The sequence below is a fragment of the Prevotella sp. P4-98 genome (assembly GCF_002251405.1).
Classification (GTDB): Bacteria; Bacteroidota; Bacteroidia; order Bacteroidales; family Bacteroidaceae; genus Prevotella.
Map to the genome: position 1 here is coordinate 108,787 of NZ_NPJC01000060.1, position 18,100 is coordinate 126,886.

Genomic DNA, 18,100 nt, shown 5'->3' on the forward strand with positions numbered 1-18,100 from the left:
GGTCCTATGGACCTTAGGTACTCACGCTCGGAAATGAAAATAAAAGCGAGCATTTATTTTGCATTTCACTCACTTAATCGTACCTTTGCAAACATGAAATCATTAAGAGAACTATACCGAATAGGTAAGGGTCCATCGAGTAGTCATACGATGGGACCACAGAAGGCTGCGCAAATCTTTGCCAGTCATCATGGCGATGCCTATTCTTTCGAGGTGACACTCTATGGCAGTCTAGCTGCTACGGGACGTGGCCACATGACCGACGTGGCTATCAAAGAAGTGCTTGAACCCATCGCTCCGTTGCAGTTGGAATGGCAACCGCAGGTGTTTCTGCCGTTCCATCCTAATGGAATGAAGTTTGTGGCACGCGACGCGAACAATAATATAATAGATGAGTGGATTTGCTATAGCGTGGGAGGCGGTGCTCTTTCAGAAGGCGAACATCCACGCTGGTTTGCTGATCAAAGTGAAGTATATGAGCTGAATACCATGGCTGAGATTCAACAGTGGTGCGAGAAAAGTGGTCGCAACTATTGGGAATATGTCGGCGAATGTGAGGATGAAGGCATCTGGGACTATCTTGCTGAAGTTTGGAAAGCCATGCAGGAGAGTGTGGAGCGCGGCATCGACCACGAAGGTGTATTGCCCGGTCCGTTGCATCTGCCTCGCAAAGGTCCTACCTACTATGTGAAAGCCAGCGGTTATAAACAGTCGTTGCAAACCCGTGCCTTGGTTTATGCCTATGCACTGTCGGTCAGCGAGGAGAATGCTTCAGGTGGTACCATCGTTACCGCCCCCACTTGCGGATCGTGTGGCGTATTGCCTGCCGTGCTCTATCACTTGTCTCGCGGTCATAAGTTTAGCGATATTCGTATTCTCCACGCTTTGGCTACTGCCGGTATCTTTGGCAATGTGGTGAAACGCAATGCTTCTATCTCTGGTGCCGATGTAGGTTGTCAGGGCGAAGTAGGTGTGGCTTGTGCCATGGCATCTGCCGCAGCTTGTCAATTGTTTGGTGGTAGTCCGTCGCAGGTGGAGTATGCAGCAGAGATGGGATTGGAGCATCACCTTGGAATGACATGCGATCCGGTGTGCGGTCTGGTGCAGATTCCATGTATTGAACGCAATGCTTTCGCAGCTACCCGTGCTCTCGATGCCAACCTTTACGCTGCTTTGTCAGACGGTAGCCACCGTGTTTCGTTCGATCGTGTAGTGAAGGTGATGAAGCAGACCGGTCACGACCTGCCGTCGCTCTATAAGGAGACGAGTGAAGGCGGTTTGGCGCGTGCCTATCAGTTGCACAAAGAGGAACGCAGAGACTGACAAGAGAGCGGACACACTACTACTTATTGTTTTTGACTCTGGATTTATAGGTGCGTAGCGAGTCTTCGCTCACGCAGAGAGCCTTTGCTATTCTTTCTTTTGAATAGCCCATGTGGACGAGTGTTTTAAACATCATCAAACGAGGTGACGAAATCTCAACTTTGTTCTCCAACTGCTCCACGAAAGATGCATCCTGCATGCGATAGTATTCCATAAATGCTGTGAAGTCGGGCTTACGCCATAGAAGCGTGTTGCCTCCTTGTTGGATTTCCTCATAGCGTTGTTTGCCTTTGGCAAGCAGTTGCGACTGCTTGTTGCGCAGCATTTCCACTTCCTTATGCAGTAATTTGATATCTTTTGCAGACTTTTCAGAAGAGTCTTGCAATTGTTCTATTTCTTTTTTGTTGACTAGCATTTCGTCTTTATGCAGCTTGATTTGTTGCTTGTAGTGTTGTCTGCGTATAAAATGAACTGTGATAACGATGACAATCAGTAGTGTGAGGATGACGCAAAAGGAAAGCAGAAGGTGTTCCTCTTTGCGGGCTTCATGTCGCATGTACTCTTGGTCGAGCATTCCTTGTATCTCCTTGATGCTGTCTTGCTTGTTTTTCTGTTCCAAGCTATCTTTCAGTGCAATGATTCGCTTAGCTACCTCATGGGCTTCGTGCTCCTTGTTTCGCTCAGAGAGATATTGATGTTGGGCCTCTAAAAATGAAATTTTGAAGCGTAAGTCAGTAACACTTTTTGCTTTTTCAAAATATAACATGGCTTTTTCGCCTTGGTGATTTTTGTAGTAGTGGTTGGCGAGAAGTCCATATATAATAGGATTTTTATTATTTTGTAGAGCCTTCTGGTATAGTTGTTCGGCTTCATTAGGATAAGTGTCGTCTAATAGTAAAGCCATGTTTGCCCATAGATAGACCAAATCGTCGTGCGTAAAAAAGTTGATGTTCCTATAGGCTTCCATAATATAATATTTAGCGCTATCTTTGTTATTCTCGCCAATATGGATAGCTGCGATTTCTCCTAAGGTATATGTTTTATAGGTTATATTGTTGATTCTATTGGCTATTTGCAATTTCTTTTGGTTATATTGTAATGCTTCATTGCTGTTATAGTTTTTGTCGTTGTAGTAGCCAAGATTGGTGTATATTTTAAAATTCAGTATATCATCGTGTAGCGGCTTGGCTATTTGTTCTGCTTTTTTTTCAAGAATAATGGCTTCTTTTATTCTGCCAAACTCATAGAGGATACCGCTTTTATAGTGCAATGAGAGTGCTAGTTTGCGGGCATCATAGGTCTTGGTATAGTAATCAATGCAGTAGGTAATGGCAGAATCGCTGTTTATTTTCTTTTGTTTTTGCCAGTCAATTTCTGTTTTAAGCAGCAGATAGTAGGCAGAATCCTTTGACGTCTTGATTTCGCTTGTATTGATGTTTTGTAAAAGTGATGCTGCAACTTGAAGTGAATCTTGATCAAGAAGTTTGTCAACTGTTTCAAGCTTGTGATTGATTTCACTGCTGCAATTGACAAGTAGCGTGCATATGGATAGTAGTAAGATAGAATTTACTTTTGTTTGAAGTCTCATATTTATTATCTATTTGGCGACAAAGTTATAAAAAAATCGGCGAAATTGAGGACAAAACGTAGCATTTTTATATCAAGAATATGGGTAAAAGAATATCTAATGTATTTAAGTACAAGAAATTAAGGCTATTTTCGTTTTGTAACATCTGTAGTGTTAAAATGCGTTTACGACAGGGCGCTTGAAGATAAAACATGTACTTTTGCATTGTGATTTAACCACCGGCTTCTTTGTTAAATGAAGTGTGCACACGGTGAAAATGTGAATTTTAAATAGCCTCGGAGTTGGATAAATCTTGTGCAGTTTTCATATGGAAGAGGCATAAAACAAAAAACAATGAAAAATTTCAAATTGTTATCAGTTTTTATTTTGTTTACTTTATTCTCGTGTAATGCGGAAGAGAATGCGTGTGAAACAACGTTGAATCAACAACAAAACGAACTGGCAATTTCGAACGAATTTGCAAAGGTTCAGAAGCAGATGATTTCTCTTAATGAAGAAATCACTGCAGAAAATCGTTCGCAAACACGGAGCGTGTGGGGATGGTTCAAAAGAATCGTCGGTGTTACTGTAGCTGACGCAGTAGGCGGAATCGTATGTTCGTGGTTTGGTCCTGCTGGAACTGCAGCGGGTGCAACTGCTACATCAGGTTTGGTTGCTGCATTTCTTGATGAGCCAGTTATAGAAATATATACTCGCTCAAAAGGTGATGATGAGTTGTTCCCTCCGATGAACCCAGATGATAAATCTATGAATAACTTGTTCCCGGGTGATGTGTCGGAGGAACTCTTGACCATAGGCGACAGCATTGGATATTTTCATAATAGGATATTGCTGGATATCAAGAATGAGAATCAGGGACAAAAACTCTCACGTGATTCTATCCTTGAATGTATTGCACAGAAGACGAGCGAGTTTTATCGGGTTGACAAAAACGAGATAAAACAGGATTTTGCGAACAACAAGGAACTCTTTGATTTTGTTGCAGGAGGCGATTATCAATCTGTTAATGGCGAGGATCTTCACGATATTATCGCAGCTTGGATTGCAAAATATCCAAATAAACAAGGAGAACTGACACTTCTGGAAACCTTTTTTTCCGGTCTTAACAATATTGATGTAGATGAGAATGATGGTGATTATCTCATGAAGGTTTTAAAGCTTGTGGATAATTCAGAGCTGAGCGAGGAAATAAAGAGAAATCTGCGAAATGCTTTCATTGTTGGCAATGCAAGCTACCAATTGTGGAACGTGCCAGATACGCGAGAATAACTTAACAAGTGTTACAAGTGCTGTATAGGTAGTTAAATAATCATTACTAACGATATAAAATAGTGTTTAATATAGATGATAGTTAGATATTCTGCATATATTTGCACCAGAAAAATAATAACGAACAAGAGTAGATTATGAGAAAAGTATTGTTTATGGCTGTGATGCTCTGCATGACAGCAGTGGGTGCAAAAGCCCAAACAGAGAATGTGCCTTTGCATTTCGATGCATCGTTTACAATGGGTATGCCAGCCAAGGACCTTTCGCCCATGGGCGCATCGTTCGACCTCAATTTCTCACCCATCAACCGTCTGTCTATCCATGCGTTGGCACACACCGACTTCTTTATTCCGAAGAATGGCGCTACGAAAGATTATAACAATGCAACGAATATCGGAGGCGGATTGGGCTATCAGTTGATCAGCAACGAGCGCGGTCGCCTGGGTGCATTGGAGCTGCGCGGCACAGCATCTGTATCGGTGGGAAAGAGCGATTTTGCAAACTCTACCTATTCGCTGGGCCTGTATTTCTATAAGCATCCCACGGCACAACGCTTCCAACCTATTGTCGGCGTGGGCTTTTCGATGCGCAATTTCCATGGCAACCAGCCTACTTGTTATGCCCCCTTCGTGTCGCTTGGATTCCGCTTCTGATGTTCCCCCGACACTGCACAAAAGCCCCGTAGCAACGTTGCTACGGGGCTTTTGTGCGTTATATATTATATATATAATTCGGTGTGCCTATTTTGTAGGCATGTCGGCATGTATTGTCTCCACAGAACCCGTAACGGGGTTAAGGGTCATGTGGGTGACATAGCGTTTGAAGAGTGAGCCGCTGCGCAGTTCTACAAAACCAAACTGTGCAGCATAGAGGTTGAACGATGCCAACTGATGGTCTTCGCGCAACAGGGTAAACTTGATTCTTCCGGGTACGTTGACAAAGAATCCACCGTCCTTTTTATTCTCAGGAATATCATATTTCTGCAACGTGGTATGGTGCTCATCTTCAATGTTCATGTAGTAGGGGATGCCCGACAGATCGTCTTTATCTACCAGACCGATCTTCTTGTTGAGGCGGAAAACAACTTCGCGCTTAACTTCTTTCTCCGGACAAATCGTAATAACCTGCTCTACAGTATCGCGTGTAGTGGTGCCAAGAAACATCGACATGAGTGCTTCGCGCTCTTTGTCGAGCTGGTCAATCATCAGTTGCAACTGATCTTTATCAGTCGGCATGTCTTCCGCCTCACCGCTGATGAGCATTTGACGATGGTTTTGTATCTCAAGAATCTGCTGCACGGTCAGTTCAGCCATCTTTGCCACACTACCTGCCGACAATACTTCGGCACTGAGATACTGTTTGGAATCGACAGGCGCCTTGCGTGGCGCAGGTTTGAAAGGCTCTTTCACTTTCACTTTAGCCGGTTCGGCATTGACCGCCTGAAGCACACCATCGTCGCTCAACTTCACTTCTGCAGTAGCACTCTTGCCTTTCAGCATGACGGTATAACACTTTGATGTGTCGCGAACACCAACAGGTGTGAGTCCGTAACTGACGATGCTGTGGGTCACTTCCTCTTCCTGTGCAATGCCAGAGAGACGTAGAAATTTCTCCGCATACTTACAAAATTCGCCCGGCTTGTAGGTCTTTTTCTCAACCAGCAGATTGAGTTGGAACACCGTTTTGGGTAGGAAATATACCACACCCTCTGGAGTCCTTCCGGGTTTCAAAGGTGTTGATACCGCCTGTGCCATGGTGATGATGCTCACGAAGAGCAAGGGCAGTGTGAGTATGTACTTCTTCATATTAGTCAATAGTTGTTATGTTTTTATTCTTTTAATCTTTTGAATGCTCGAGGCAGATAGTCGATGATGTCGCTTGCCGTGAGGCTCTCTTCTCCCAAGTCGCGTGCAGCGAGGTCGCCAGCCAGTCCGTGGAGATACACACCCACAATACAAGCATGTTGAGGCTCATAGCCACGTGCCAATAGTGCGGTAATGATTCCGGTGAGCACATCGCCACTTCCAGCAGTTGCCATCCCCGCATTACCTGTCGAATTGAAACGTATATGTCCGTCGGGCATGCAGATGGCGGTATATCTTCCCTTTACGATGACATAGCCATGCAGTCGTTCTGCCAGTTGGTGAGCTTTGGTTAGTCGTTCAAAGCTATCCACCGATGCACCTTCCAGTCGGTCCAGTTCCTTGGCGTGTGGGGTGAGTATGATGCCTTTGGGCAGCTGTTGCTTCCATGCGCGATGACTTGCCAGGATATTGATGGCATCTGCGTCAGCCACAATGGGGCAGGTGGCGCGTCGCAACTGTGCGATGAATGGTATGGCAGTAGCTTCGTTTTGTCCTATACCAGGTCCAATGCCCAGTGCTTGGAAGTTTTCTGTATCTACCGCTTCAGTGATGATAGTTTCTTCATGGTCGAGCTGCAACACCGCTTCGGGCACTGCCACTTGCATGATCTGACAGTTCTTGCGTGGAGTATGAACCGTCACTTTTCCAGCGCCAGCACGCAGACATGCCTTGGTAGCGAGTATGGCAGCACCTGCCATGCCGTAACTTCCAGCCATAATCAGTGCGTGTCCCATCTGTCCCTTGTGGGCGAAAGGATTGCGATCTTTCAACAATGGCCTGACATCAGACTCTTCGATGACGGTGTAGTTGGCATCTATTTTACTGATACCCTCCTGACTCAGTCGAATGTCGAGTGTTCGCAATCGGCCGATAAACTGTTGGTTTTCAGGGAAGAGAAACGAGAGTTTGGGTTGTTGCAGCGTCAGTGTGACCGATGCTCTGATGATGTTAGAGCTGACATTGTAGGTATTGTCTTCACTCATCAAGCCAGAAGGCATGTCGATAGCCACGACCTCAGCCGGCGAAGCATTGATGTATTTCACCAGTGAGGCAAATCCACCCGCCAGCGGTTTGTTGAGTCCCGACCCGAAAAGTCCGTCGATGACAAGCATTCCCTTCTCCAGTTGTGGCGGGTCAAACTCTTGTGTTACCTCTACAAATTTCTTGATGTGCTTACATTCCTGCACTCTCCGTTTGTTGATCAGACAGTCGGGCGATAGTCTGCCTCTTATGTTGAAGAGGAAAACAGCCACTTGATACCCTTGCTCGCCGAGGAGTCGTGCCACGGCAAGCGCATCACCGCCGTTGTTGCCAGGGCCGGCAAAAACGACAACTTTCACTGAGCTGTCCCATGTATTGGCAATGGTTCTTGCCAATGTGGAAGCTGCTCTTTCCATCAGATCGATACTCTGAATGGGCTCATGCTCAATGGTATATCGGTCAAGCTCACGAATCTGAGCGCTTGTAAATATCTTCATTTCACTGCAAAATTAGCAAAAATATAGTAATATATAGTCATACTTTGCTGAAAATTTAGTAATTTTGCAAGAAATTTTATATTCCTTATATATGGGAGTCGTAAAGATCAAGGACAAAACATTCGAGACATCGATATCAGAATCGCAAATCAAACAACGCCTCAAGGAGCTCGGCAGCCAGATCAGTGCCGACCTGAAGGATGACAATCCGCTGTTTATGGCGGTGCTCAACGGATCGTTTATATTTGCCGCCGACCTATTGCGCGAGGTGACGATTCCCTGTGAAGTGACATTTGTCAAGGTGGCAAGCTATGAAGGTACAGCCTCTACTGGTAAGGTGAAGCAGTTGATCGGTGTGAACCAAGACCTCACCGGACGCACAGTGGTTATTGTGGAAGACATCATCGAGAGCGGTCTGACCATGCGCAGCATCCTCAACGAACTGCACAACCGCCATGCCGAGCGTGTGTTGATATGTACGCTGACGATGAAACCCGACCGCTTGCAGGAGCAGCTCGATATTAACTATGTGGCATTCACCATCCCCAACGACTTCATTGTGGGCTATGGTTTGGATTATGACCAGCAAGGTCGTCAGTTGAAGGAAATTTACAAAGTAAAGACAGATAACGAGTAAGGATAAACTTTTTAATTTTATTTGGAAAAGAAATGAAGAATATTGTAATCTTCGGAGCTCCCGGCTCCGGTAAAGGAACACAGAGCGATTTGCTCATCGAGAAGTATGGCTTGGGTCATATCTCTACTGGCGATGTGCTTCGCAACGAGATTAAAAACGGAACAGAGTTGGGCAAGACCGCTCAAAGCTATATTGAAAAGGGTGCGTTGATTCCCGACGATCTGATGATTAGCATCCTTGCCAATGTGTATGACTCATTTGGCAAAGATCACGCCGGAGTAATCTTCGACGGTTTCCCCCGCACCATTCCACAAGCTGAAGCACTGAAGAAAATGCTTGATGAGCGTGGCCACAAGGTAGCAGCCATGATAGAACTCGACGTACCCGAAGAGGAGTTGATGACTCGACTCATCAAGCGCGGAAAGGAAAGTGGTCGTGCCGACGACAACGAGGAGACTATCAAGAAGCGCCTCGTAGTATATCATTCACAGACCATGCCCCTCGTAGAGTGGTATAAGAAGGAAGGCCTTCACCACCACATCGACGGACTTGGCACTCTGGATCGCATCTTCGGCGACATCCAGAAAGTAATCGATAATCTTTAATACGACTGATATGCCGGAAAGCAATTTCGTTGACTATGTGAAAATCTGTTGCCGTTCGGGTAAAGGCGGACGTGGGTCTATGCACCTGCGCCATGTGAAATACAACCCTAACGGCGGCCCCGACGGGGGCGACGGAGGCAAGGGCGGAAGCATCATTCTGCGTGGCAACCACAACTATTGGACGTTGTTACACCTGAGATACGAGCGCCATATCTTCGCCGAACACGGCGGTAATGGCGGTCGCGACAAGTGTCACGGCACCGACGGCAAGGATATCTACATCGACGTGCCCTGTGGCACGGTGGTCTATAATGCTGAAACCGGCAAATATGTCTGCGATGTAACCTACGATGGACAAGAGGTGATGCTCCTTAAAGGCGGTCGCGGCGGATTGGGTAACTATCAGTTCCGATCAGCCACCAACCAGGCTCCGCGCTATGCGCAGCCCGGTGAACCGATGCAGGAAATGACTGTGATCCTCGAACTGAAATTGTTGGCAGATGTCGGCCTTGTCGGTTTTCCCAATGCCGGCAAATCCACACTGGTCTCAGCCTTGTCGAATGCCCGTCCGAAGATAGCCAATTATCCCTTCACCACGATGGAGCCCAGCCTCGGTATCGTGGGCTATCGCGACCACAAATCGTTTGTGATGGCAGATATTCCCGGTATCATTGAGGGAGCCAGCGAAGGCAAAGGACTCGGTTTGCGATTCCTCCGCCACATTGAGCGCAACTCACTATTGCTCTTTATGGTGCCTGGCGATACCGACGATATCAAGCGCGAATACGAGATACTGCTCAATGAATTGCGGCAGTTTAATCCCGATTTGATCGATAAGCACCGTGTGCTGGCGGTCACCAAGTGTGATTTGCTCGACGAGGAACTGATCGACATGTTGCGCGAGACTCTGCCCGACGATCTCCCCGTGGTATTCATATCGGCTGTTGCCAACCAAGGTCTTGACGAGCTCAAAGATGTGCTTTGGGCAGAACTCAACGACGAAAGCAATAAGTTGGCTACTGCCATCGGTGAAGAGAATATCGTACACCGCGACAAGGATATGTCGATGTTTGCACAGGAAATGGCGGATGAGGGCGAAGATGAAGATATCATCTACCTCGACGACGACGACCTTGAGGATGTTGACGACCTTGAAGATTTTGAATACGAAGATGAAGAATAATCTGCCCCAGTGGCACGATTACGATATGGGAAACGGCGTGATTGCCTTCAGCACCACCAGAAAAGGTGGATGCAGCGAGGGCAATTACGCCGCTTTTAATATCAATAGATATTGTGGCGACGACCCTGCCCACATCGAAGCCAACCGCACAGCGCTCTGCCAACGCCTTGGCATCGGTATGGCGCAACTCGTAGTGCCCCACCAGGTGCATGCTGCCGAGGTCAAACAGATAGGCCGCGACTTTACCGAACAGCCTGCTGTGGTGCGTGACGAACTGACAGACGGTTTCGATGCGGTGATGACCGATGTGCCGGGCATCTGTGTTGGCGTGTCAACAGCCGATTGCATTCCCGTGTTGATCTATGACGCGGCACACCATGCCGTATGTGCTGTCCATGCCGGATGGCGTGGCACCGTACAGCGTATTGTGGTCAAAGCCATTGAACGCATGCGTGCTGCTTACGGTACACAACCTTCAGAGCTTACCGCAGCAATAGGTCCTGGTATCAGTATCGACCATTTTGAAGTGGGCGATGAGGTCTATCAGCAGTTTGTTGGTGCTGGCTTTGAGATGGAACCAATTAGCCGGCGATACCAGAAATGGCATATTGATCTGCCCGAATGTAATCGCCGCCAGTTGATTCAACTTGGTGTTGACCCTCAGCGCATCATCTCTTCAGGCATTTGCACTTATGCGCAGTCGGATATGTATTTCTCTGCGCGCCACCTTGGAATAGACAGTGGTAGGATATACAACGGCATCATGCTGACTCCCCATCGCGATTGACGGTGATGGGAGCATGCTGTTGCGATTGATATAGTCGGTTTCTGCGTGTGTTTTTGAGTATCATTGAAACCGCAAAGTATCAATCAATTACACCATTTGAAACGGTCTGTTTGCTTGCAAATTCAATGAATTTGCTGAGTAAAATCAATGAATTTGGTCTGCAATTTCAATGAATTTGCTGAGGAAAGTAAATTGATTTGCTGAGGAAAGTAAATTGATTTGCTGAGGAAAACAAATTGATTTGCTGAGGAAAGTAAATTGATTTGCTGAGGAAAACAAATTGATTTGCAATGCCAGGTGATAATTGCAAGGGAGGAATGTGGTATCGGCTGGTGGTCAAATGGTGGTCAGAGAACGTCGTGTGTAACGTATCAGTCCGATGTTTCCATGCAGATCTATCCATGCATCACTATGTGGGAAATCGGTTTCGGATAGTGCTTTCATCTGGTGTGCCACCAAGAAACGCTTACCATCTTGCTTGCGCGGACCTGCGCCGTAGCTTTGTATGAACGAATAGATGCGACCTTTTTGAAATCTGCCCTTGTGGTCGATTGTCACCGTCACTATAGGTGCGTAGCCAGAAACACCTTGCAGACTGATGCCGAAGGGTGTGCAGAAATTGCCCAGACTGTAGGCAATGAACCGTCCTTTATAGACTTCAATGCCCCTAACCACATGCGGACCGTGACCATAAACCACGTCGGCACCGTGGTCAATGCAGTAGTGTGCCAGTTGGCGCAATGCTCCACGACGCTCGCCCAGAAAGCCCTCCATGCCGTTGGGTACATGACTCTGTGCCGTCCCCTCGGCTCCACCGTGGAACGAAACGATGATGATGTCGCACTGTTGGCGCAGCTGTTTCAACAGTTTACCCACTTTCTTCAGGTCGAGATGACTGACTGTATAGCTGTTGTGGCCTAAGGCGCAGAGACCGATGCGCACACCTTGGCGCATGACAACGGCTGTTTCCGATCGTCCGGCAATGCCTGCAAAGGCGATGCCCTGCTGTCGCAAAGCGTGTTCTGTGGATATGACTCCCTCTATGCCGAAGTCGAAACTATGGTTGTTTGCCATGCTCACAAAGTCGTAGCCGGCATCCTTCAGCCACCAGGCGTAGCTTGTTGGTGTGCGAAAAGCATAGTTGTTGGCTTTGCCCTCCTTGCGTGTTTCGCCCTTGTCGCATAGTGTTCCTTCAAGATTGCCCACTGCCAAGTCGGCTTGCCTGAGGATGTCGCGTGTGTCGCGAAACAGGTATTTGCCATCCCCTCGCGGTAGTCGTGGTGTGGGATAGGTGGTGCCCATCATGATATCTCCCGTAAGAGCGATGGTCAGTGAAGCAGAAAGGCAGGTCAAAGAATGACCTGCCCATATAGTAAGAGTGAGTAATAATCGGAACATGAAGATGCTGTTACTTCGCCACGCGGCGTGCGCCTACATAGCGGCGATTATAGTAGCCTTCGGTAGAACTGCTGATTTTCACACCTTCGTTGGTGCTGGCGTGGATAAAGGTGAAGGTGTTGTTGATGGGATCATAGTCCATCACAATACCTACGTGACCTACACCGCGTCCGGAGCGAGGACTGGTGAAGAACACCAAGTCGCCACGTTGCATCTCCCAGCGCTTGATGGGGATGTTGCGTGCATACTGGTCGCGCGACGAACTGCCGATGTTGATATCGTGTTGTCCAAACACATAGCTGGTGAAACCAGAGCAGTCAAAGGCGTATGGGCCTTTGCTTCCGCTGCGATAGCGTGTGCCGATGAGAGCTGTGGCCTGATCCATGATGCTGTTTGAAGTGGCAAATGTTGCCGTACCGTCATAATCATCGGTATATAAGAAGTCGAAATTCTCTATCTCTTCATAGACAGTTTCGGTGCGTTGGGTCTTTCTTGTCTTCTTTCTCTTGCCTTTTGCCCATGTCATATCCACAGAGGACAGCAACACAAGCATGATGCATAGTAGAATTTTCTGTTTCATTTTCTTTAGTTTAGGTTATTTGGTTGGTTTAGTTATATTTCAGGATTTGACCTGGTCTGAGTCTGGTGCTCTTGCTGATGTGATTCAGTTTGCAGATGGCATCAACAGATGTACCGCGCTTGCGAGCGATAGAATAGAGCGATTCACCCTTTGATACTTTGTGGAAACGAGCTGCTGCAGAGCGGCTGCTTGTGGCCTTCTGGCGTGCAGCAGGAGTGCTGTTGTCAGCAAAATCGAGGTCGTCGCCAAATGAACTGCCGCCGGCTACACCACGCAGACGGGTAGCTTCTGCCGACTCGCGATTGTAGGTAGATTTGCGGAATACATAGTAGTCGTCAACCACGTCTTGGTTTCTGAAGTCGAACATCAGGGCAGGGTTGAGTGCTATGCCACACAGACGCGTCTCGAAGTGGAGGTGTGAACCAGTGCTGCGTCCGGTATTTCCGCCCAGTCCGATGGGATCTCCGGCACGCACCTCTTGGTTTTCAGCCACCAATTGTGCAGACATGTGACCGTAGATGGTCTCCAGTCCGTTGTTGTGTCTGATGACTACGTATTTTCCGTAGCCACGTCCTTCGTAGCGCACGATGCGCACCTTGCCACTGAAGGCAGCGCGGATGGTATCGCCGATATATACTTTGATGTCCAGTCCCTTATGTTGACGTCCCCAACGCGAACCGAAGTTGCTGGTGATAACGCGGTTGGTGGTGGGCATGCAGAAGTTGCGCAGGTTGATGCGGAAAGTGTCGGGGAGGTTGGTTGCCTTATGGGCATATCTGTTATCCCAGTCGTTGTAGAGGTCGGCTGCTGGTGATTCATAGCTCTCTGCCTGAATGAGGCGACGGAGAGCCATGCTATCTACTGCTTTCATCTTTCTGTCTATAGGGGCCTGACGTGCCAACAGATCCTGTCCCATCGTCGGGAGAGTACATACGGTTGCAACGGTTAGGAATGCTATTTTCTTTAGATTTTTAAAAAACATAATTATTCTTTTCGGTTCGTATTCTCGTTCGGTTTCAATAAAAACAGAACGATGCAAAGTTACGAAATTATTTCTAAAATCGGTAAAGTGTTAACACTATTTGTGTGTAATTTAACACTTTACGTAGCGAATTTTGCCTTTTTTTTGATTTGTCGCAGGTAGTCTTTTGTCTGTTTTTGCCCTCGTTTTTATGGGACGATTGTGCATTTTCTATAGGAAAAATAGATTTCCCCAGTTCGTTTTCCCCCACTTTTTACGAGATGGCAGACCAGTTGATATTGGTCTTGCGAAGTTGGCGCAGACGGTCCCAAAGCATGTGGTAGCGCTCCGACTGACAGGTGGGGTCTGCGTCGATGATGCGTTGTGCCTCGTCGCGTGCCATCTGTACAATCTGTCCGTCGCGTGCGATATCGGCAATTTTGAGGTCGAAAGCCATGCCGCTCTGCTGTGTTCCCTCCAGATCGCCCGGTCCACGCAGTTTCAAGTCGGCTTCGGCAATGCGGAAACCATCGTTGGTCTCACACATGATGTCTATGCGCTTGCGCGTCTCTTCAGCCAGTTTGGGTGAGGTCACAAGGATGCAGTAGCTCTGTTCGGCACCTCTGCCCACACGTCCGCGCAGTTGGTGGAGCTGGCTGAGTCCGAAGCGTTGCGCCTCCATGATGACCATCACCGAGGCATTGGGCACGTTGACTCCCACCTCAATCACGGTCGTTGCCACGAGCATCTGTGTCTCACCGCGTGCAAAGCGCTGCATCTCTTCGTCTTTCTCCTTGGCTTTCATCTTGCCGTGTACCTTGCTCAGTCGGTATTCCGGAAACACCTGACACAGCGTGGCATAGCCATCTTCCAGGCTTTTCAAGTCGATGCGCTCGCTCTCTTCGATAAGCGGAAAGACCACATAGACCTGTCGTCCCTGTTGCATCTGCTTGCGCAGTCCATCGTAGAGCGATGGTATTCGGCTGTCGAAGGCATGGGTGGTGACCACGGGCTTGCGTCCTGGCGGCAGTTCATCGATGATGCTGACATCGAGATCGCCGTAGAGTGTCATAGCCAGGGTGCGGGGAATGGGTGTGGCTGTCATTACGAGGATATGTGGCGGATTGTCGCTTTTGCTCCATAGTTTGGCGCGTTGTGCCACACCGAAACGGTGTTGTTCATCGACCACCACCATGCCCAGTCGTGCAAACTGTACTGTGTCTTCTATCACGGCATGGGTGCCCACGAGAATCTGCAACGTCCCGTCAGCCAGATCGTTGAGCACTTGTTCTCGCCGTTTGCCTTTCACCATACCCGTCAGCAGTCCGACGCTGATGTCCATGCCCTCAAGAAAGCTGCTGATGGTGCGCAGGTGTTGTTCGGCAAGAATCTCGGTTGGCGCCATGATACAGGCTTGATAGCCATTGTCGAGTGCCATCAGCATGGTCATGAGTGCCACCAGTGTCTTGCCCGAACCCACGTCGCCTTGTAGCAACCGATTCATCTGTCTGCCCGAAGCAGTGTCTTTGCGTATCTCACGGAGCACTCGTTTCTGTGCTTCGGTCAGTTGGAAGGGCAGGTGGTTGTGGTAGAAACCGTTGAAGCACTCGCCGATATGCGAGAAAACATAGCCGCGGTATTTGCGCCGATGATCGCTCGCGTACCTTAATATATTAAGCTGAACGTAGAAAAGTTCTTCAAATTTGAGTCGCAGCCGTGCGCGTTCCAGTTCTTTGGCATTGTGCGGATAGTGAATCTGTCGCAACGCCTCGTCTCGGCTGATGAGGTGGTTGGGGCGCGTGATGAAGTCGGGTAGTGTCTCGGCAATAGGCTGCTTGAGCAAATCGAGTAGTGTTTTGGTCATCTTGTCGAGCGCCCGTGAGTTCAACCCACGTTTCTTCATCTTCTCTGTCGTATTGTAGTAGGGTTGCATCCCCATATCCGAGAGTTGGATGTTTTCGGCAGGTTCAAGGTCAGGATGCACCACCTGTACCCTGCCGTTATATACGGTGGGTCGCCCGAAAACGATGTATGGAATGCCCGTTTTGTAGCGTTTGGGCACATCCTTGGCATAGTTGAACCAGGTAAGGTCCATCACGCCCGTGCCATCGGATAGGTGAGCCACTACGCGCGTCTTGCGGTGTCCCATGTCAAACGACTCGAAACTGAGTATTCTGCCGCATACTTGGACAAACGGCATGTCGCCCGTCAGTTCGTGGATGGTATAGATTCTACTTCTGTCGATATGTTTGTAGGGGTAATATTGCAACAGGTCGCCAAGGGTGTTGATGCCCAGTTCTTCGCTAAGCACCTTTTTGCGGTTGGGTCCGACCCCCGCCATATACTGGATATCCTGTTGCAGTATGTCGGTCATCGGCAGAGCGTTTCGGCAATAGCCAAGTCAAAGGGAGTGGTAATCTTGATATTTTCTCGGTTGCCCTCTACCATTGTGATGGCATGTCCATAGGACTCTACCACCGACGCATCGTCGGTAAACGCCTCGGAGAAAGGTTGGCGGTTGGCAGCCTTCAGTAGTTGGATGTCGAAAGTTTGTGGAGTTTGCACCAAACGGTAGTCGCCTCTGGGCTTTGTGCCCTCGGTGATGTGGCGTAAAGTCTCAACCACCGGAGTCACCGGAATCACCGCTTTTGCCGTGCGTGCCGTGTCGTAGCAGCGGCGAATGACGTCGATAGCAGGGAATGGGCGCACACCGTCGTGCACACCGACCACACCCTGTGCATCGTCGGGGATGAGTGCCAGTCCGTGTTGCACACTATGGAAGCGAGTCTCGCCGCCGTCAGCCAACATGTAGGGCACGTCAAACTGATACTGCCCACACAGCTCATGCCAGTAGGTCTGTTGGGCTTTAGGCAACACAAGGATAATCCGGAGCGCTTCCGAAAAATGGTGGAAGCGTTCGATAGTGCGCATCAGCACGGGTTTTCCGCCGATGGGGAGAAACTGTTTGGGAATGTCGCTGCCCATGCGCAGTCCTTTGCCTCCGGCTACGATGATGATATAGTCGGTCATCCCATGAGGTGTTTATAGCGCATACCTTCTGCAATGGCATCTGCCACATCCACACCTTTAAGCTGTGCCAGCAGTTCGTAGGCAAATGGGAATGCTGCCGCAGGCCCTTCACCGGTGGTGATATTGCCGTCGATGGTCACCAGGTCAGCCGTGTAATGCGTGTTGGTCATATTGCCTTCAAATCCCGGATAGCACGTGGCTTTCTTACCGTCGAGCAGTCCGATAGCTGCCAATACTACTGCAGGCGATGCGCAGATGGCTGCCACGAGTCGTCCCTCTTCCGCCTGCTTGCACAGTGCTTCGCAGAGCGGCTTGCATTGATAGAGGTTGGTAGCACCAGGCATACCACCCGGCAGAAACAGCAGGTCGGCATCAGTCAAGTCGCACTGTTCGAAACAAGTATCAGCCTCGATGTTCACACCGTGTGCTGATGTCACAACGTTCTGACCGGTAACGCTGACGGTAGTGACTTCGATACCGCCACGACGCCAGATGTCAACAGGGATAAGCGCTTCGATGTCTTCAAATCCCGTAGCAAGGAATACGTATGCTTTTGCCATAGTTATATCATGTGTTGGTTAGTTTTCTGAATATGATGCCCATAGTGGCCGTATGCTTATTTCAGTGCGATGAGATATTTCTCGATGGTGGGTTTCAGTCCCATGTAGAGTGCATCGCAGATGAGTGCATGTCCGATGCTCACCTCGTCGGTCCAAGGAATGCGAGAATGGAAATAGTGGAGGTTTTCGAGCGAAAGGTCATGGCCGGCGTTGAGGCCTATGCCTATGCGTCGTGCCTCCTCTGCAGCAGCCACAAAAGGAGCAATGGCAGCCTCTCTGTTGCTGTTGTATCCTGAAGCGTAAGGCTCGGTGTAGAGTTCTACGCGGTCTGCTCCGCATGCCTTTGCCCCTTCCACCATCTTCGGATCAGCATCCACAAAGATGCTGGTGCGTATGCCAGCCTGTGAGAAGGTGTGGCAGATGTCGGTCAGGAAATTGCGGTTTTCCAGTGTATCCCAACCGTGGTTGGAGGTGATTTGGTCGTGACCGTCGGGCACAAGTGTCACCTGTGTGGGTACGACCTCCAGAACCAATTTGACAAACGAGTCGATGGGATTTCCCTCGATGTTAAACTCTGTGGTGATGATGGGGTGCAGGTCGCGCACGTCCTGATAGCGTATGTGACGCTCGTCGGGGCGTGGGTGTACGGTAATGCCTTGTCCGCCAAACGATTCGATGTTGCGTGCAGCCTCGATGACATCAGGGTTGTTGCCTCCTCGTGCATTGCGCAGAGTAGCCACTTTATTGATGTTTACGCTTAGTTTTGTCATCTTCTTCAAAAATTTGTCTTAACAGATAGTGATGTTTCGCCAAAAAATACTAATTTTGTGGCGTAT

17 protein-coding genes are annotated in these 18,100 nt (G+C 48.6%); 7 read left to right on the top strand and 10 right to left on the bottom strand.

Going from position 1 to position 18,100, the window contains the following annotated elements; translation table 11 throughout:
- Window positions 1–93 precede the first annotated feature (93 nt).
- A complete protein-coding gene (locus CIK96_RS09955; RefSeq protein WP_094434422.1) occupies window positions 94–1,323 on the top strand; it encodes an L-serine ammonia-lyase in 1,230 nt (409 codons plus the stop codon).
- Between the two features lie 19 nt (window positions 1,324–1,342).
- On the opposite strand, the gene CIK96_RS09960 is transcribed toward CIK96_RS09955, so the two are convergent.
- Entirely contained in the window at window positions 1,343–2,911 is a 1,569-nt protein-coding gene (locus CIK96_RS09960; protein ID WP_094440494.1) for a hypothetical protein, read from the bottom strand.
- Between the two features lie 333 nt (window positions 2,912–3,244).
- On the opposite strand from CIK96_RS09960, the gene CIK96_RS09965 reads away from it, so the two are divergent.
- Complete coding sequence (locus CIK96_RS09965; protein ID WP_094434426.1) at window positions 3,245–4,180, top strand: hypothetical protein; 936 nt, start codon at window positions 3,245–3,247, stop codon at window positions 4,178–4,180.
- Window positions 4,181–4,317: 137 nt separating this feature from the next.
- Entirely contained in the window at window positions 4,318–4,833 is a 516-nt protein-coding gene (locus CIK96_RS09970) for a hypothetical protein (RefSeq protein ID WP_094434428.1), read from the top strand.
- 87 nt (window positions 4,834–4,920) lie between these two features.
- Here CIK96_RS09970 and CIK96_RS09975 read toward each other — a convergent pair whose 3' ends face one another.
- The gene (locus CIK96_RS09975) at window positions 4,921–5,985 is read right to left on the bottom strand and encodes a DUF4831 family protein (protein WP_094440495.1); all 1,065 of its coding nucleotides are present in this window, start codon (window positions 5,983–5,985) and stop codon (window positions 4,921–4,923) included.
- A 23-nt stretch (window positions 5,986–6,008) separates the two neighbouring features.
- The gene (locus tag CIK96_RS09980) at window positions 6,009–7,523 is read right to left on the bottom strand and encodes an NAD(P)H-hydrate dehydratase (RefSeq protein WP_094440496.1); all 1,515 of its coding nucleotides are present in this window, start codon (window positions 7,521–7,523) and stop codon (window positions 6,009–6,011) included.
- A 91-nt stretch (window positions 7,524–7,614) separates the two neighbouring features.
- Between CIK96_RS09980 and hpt the strand changes: the two genes are divergently transcribed.
- Genes hpt through pgeF form a run of 4 tightly spaced genes read left to right on the top strand, consistent with a single transcriptional unit; the run spans window position 7,615 to window position 10,735 of the window.
- Window positions 7,615–8,160, top strand: coding sequence for a hypoxanthine phosphoribosyltransferase (gene hpt / locus CIK96_RS09985; RefSeq protein WP_094440497.1), 546 nt, complete (start codon window positions 7,615–7,617; stop codon window positions 8,158–8,160).
- Between the two features lie 32 nt (window positions 8,161–8,192).
- Window positions 8,193–8,765 (top strand): adenylate kinase, encoded by a 573-nt coding sequence (locus CIK96_RS09990; protein ID WP_094391197.1) that lies wholly within the window; start codon window positions 8,193–8,195, stop codon window positions 8,763–8,765.
- A gap of 10 nt (window positions 8,766–8,775) precedes the next feature.
- On the top strand, window positions 8,776–9,948 hold the full coding sequence (gene obgE / locus CIK96_RS09995) for a GTPase ObgE (protein WP_094434436.1): 1,173 nt from the start codon (window positions 8,776–8,778) through the stop codon (window positions 9,946–9,948).
- Window positions 9,938–10,735 carry a peptidoglycan editing factor PgeF gene (gene pgeF, locus CIK96_RS10000; protein ID WP_094440498.1) on the top strand — a complete coding sequence of 266 codons (798 nt, stop codon included), beginning with the start codon at window positions 9,938–9,940 and terminating at the stop codon, window positions 10,733–10,735. Before obgE ends, pgeF begins: the two co-directional genes overlap by 11 nt.
- A gap of 336 nt (window positions 10,736–11,071) precedes the next feature.
- Here the strand turns inward: pgeF and CIK96_RS10005 are convergent, their stop codons facing one another.
- The 7 genes from CIK96_RS10005 to CIK96_RS10035 all read right to left on the bottom strand — a co-directional run bounded on the left by CIK96_RS10005 (window position 11,072) and on the right by CIK96_RS10035 (window position 18,034).
- On the bottom strand, window positions 11,072–12,133 hold the full coding sequence (locus CIK96_RS10005; RefSeq protein WP_094440499.1) for a CapA family protein: 1,062 nt from the start codon (window positions 12,131–12,133) through the stop codon (window positions 11,072–11,074).
- 10 nt (window positions 12,134–12,143) lie between these two features.
- Window positions 12,144–12,713, bottom strand: a complete 570-nt coding sequence (locus tag CIK96_RS10010; RefSeq protein WP_094391201.1) for a C40 family peptidase — start codon at window positions 12,711–12,713, stop codon at window positions 12,144–12,146.
- A gap of 28 nt (window positions 12,714–12,741) precedes the next feature.
- A complete protein-coding gene (locus tag CIK96_RS10015; RefSeq protein WP_173839805.1) occupies window positions 12,742–13,695 on the bottom strand; it encodes a M23 family metallopeptidase in 954 nt (317 codons plus the stop codon).
- A gap of 253 nt (window positions 13,696–13,948) precedes the next feature.
- On the bottom strand, window positions 13,949–16,048 hold the full coding sequence (recG, locus tag CIK96_RS10020) for an ATP-dependent DNA helicase RecG (RefSeq protein WP_094440500.1): 2,100 nt from the start codon (window positions 16,046–16,048) through the stop codon (window positions 13,949–13,951).
- Complete coding sequence (locus CIK96_RS10025) at window positions 16,045–16,704, bottom strand: 2-C-methyl-D-erythritol 4-phosphate cytidylyltransferase (RefSeq protein ID WP_094434444.1); 660 nt, start codon at window positions 16,702–16,704, stop codon at window positions 16,045–16,047. The genes recG and CIK96_RS10025 overlap by 4 nt, the downstream gene beginning before the upstream one ends.
- Entirely contained in the window at window positions 16,701–17,264 is a 564-nt protein-coding gene (locus CIK96_RS10030; protein ID WP_094391204.1) for a DJ-1 family glyoxalase III, read from the bottom strand. Before CIK96_RS10030 ends, CIK96_RS10025 begins: the two co-directional genes overlap by 4 nt.
- 56 nt (window positions 17,265–17,320) lie before the next feature.
- Entirely contained in the window at window positions 17,321–18,034 is a 714-nt protein-coding gene (locus tag CIK96_RS10035; protein WP_094440501.1) for a pyridoxine 5'-phosphate synthase, read from the bottom strand.
- Window positions 18,035–18,100: the final 66 nt, after the last annotated feature.

Coding starts and splice junctions, on each gene's coding strand:
- CIK96_RS10025 (WP_094434444.1), bottom strand. CDS start 16,704: ATGACCGACTATATCATCATCGTAGCCGGAGGCAAAGGACTGCGCATG.
- hpt (WP_094440497.1), top strand. CDS start 7,615: ATGGGAGTCGTAAAGATCAAGGACAAAACATTCGAGACATCGATATCA.
- CIK96_RS10015 (WP_173839805.1), bottom strand. CDS start 13,695: ATGTTTTTTAAAAATCTAAAGAAAATAGCATTCCTAACCGTTGCAACC.
- obgE (WP_094434436.1), top strand. CDS start 8,776: ATGCCGGAAAGCAATTTCGTTGACTATGTGAAAATCTGTTGCCGTTCG.
- CIK96_RS09980 (WP_094440496.1), bottom strand. CDS start 7,523: ATGAAGATATTTACAAGCGCTCAGATTCGTGAGCTTGACCGATATACC.
- CIK96_RS09960 (WP_094440494.1), bottom strand. CDS start 2,911: ATGAGACTTCAAACAAAAGTAAATTCTATCTTACTACTATCCATATGC.
- CIK96_RS10005 (WP_094440499.1), bottom strand. CDS start 12,133: ATGTTCCGATTATTACTCACTCTTACTATATGGGCAGGTCATTCTTTG.
- CIK96_RS09970 (WP_094434428.1), top strand. CDS start 4,318: ATGAGAAAAGTATTGTTTATGGCTGTGATGCTCTGCATGACAGCAGTG.
- CIK96_RS09965 (WP_094434426.1), top strand. CDS start 3,245: ATGAAAAATTTCAAATTGTTATCAGTTTTTATTTTGTTTACTTTATTC.
- CIK96_RS09975 (WP_094440495.1), bottom strand. CDS start 5,985: ATGAAGAAGTACATACTCACACTGCCCTTGCTCTTCGTGAGCATCATC.
- CIK96_RS10035 (WP_094440501.1), bottom strand. CDS start 18,034: ATGACAAAACTAAGCGTAAACATCAATAAAGTGGCTACTCTGCGCAAT.
- CIK96_RS10010 (WP_094391201.1), bottom strand. CDS start 12,713: ATGAAACAGAAAATTCTACTATGCATCATGCTTGTGTTGCTGTCCTCT.
- recG (WP_094440500.1), bottom strand. CDS start 16,048: ATGACCGACATACTGCAACAGGATATCCAGTATATGGCGGGGGTCGGA.
- CIK96_RS09955 (WP_094434422.1), top strand. CDS start 94: ATGAAATCATTAAGAGAACTATACCGAATAGGTAAGGGTCCATCGAGT.
- CIK96_RS09990 (WP_094391197.1), top strand. CDS start 8,193: ATGAAGAATATTGTAATCTTCGGAGCTCCCGGCTCCGGTAAAGGAACA.
- CIK96_RS10030 (WP_094391204.1), bottom strand. CDS start 17,264: ATGGCAAAAGCATACGTATTCCTTGCTACGGGATTTGAAGACATCGAA.
- pgeF (WP_094440498.1), top strand. CDS start 9,938: ATGAAGAATAATCTGCCCCAGTGGCACGATTACGATATGGGAAACGGC.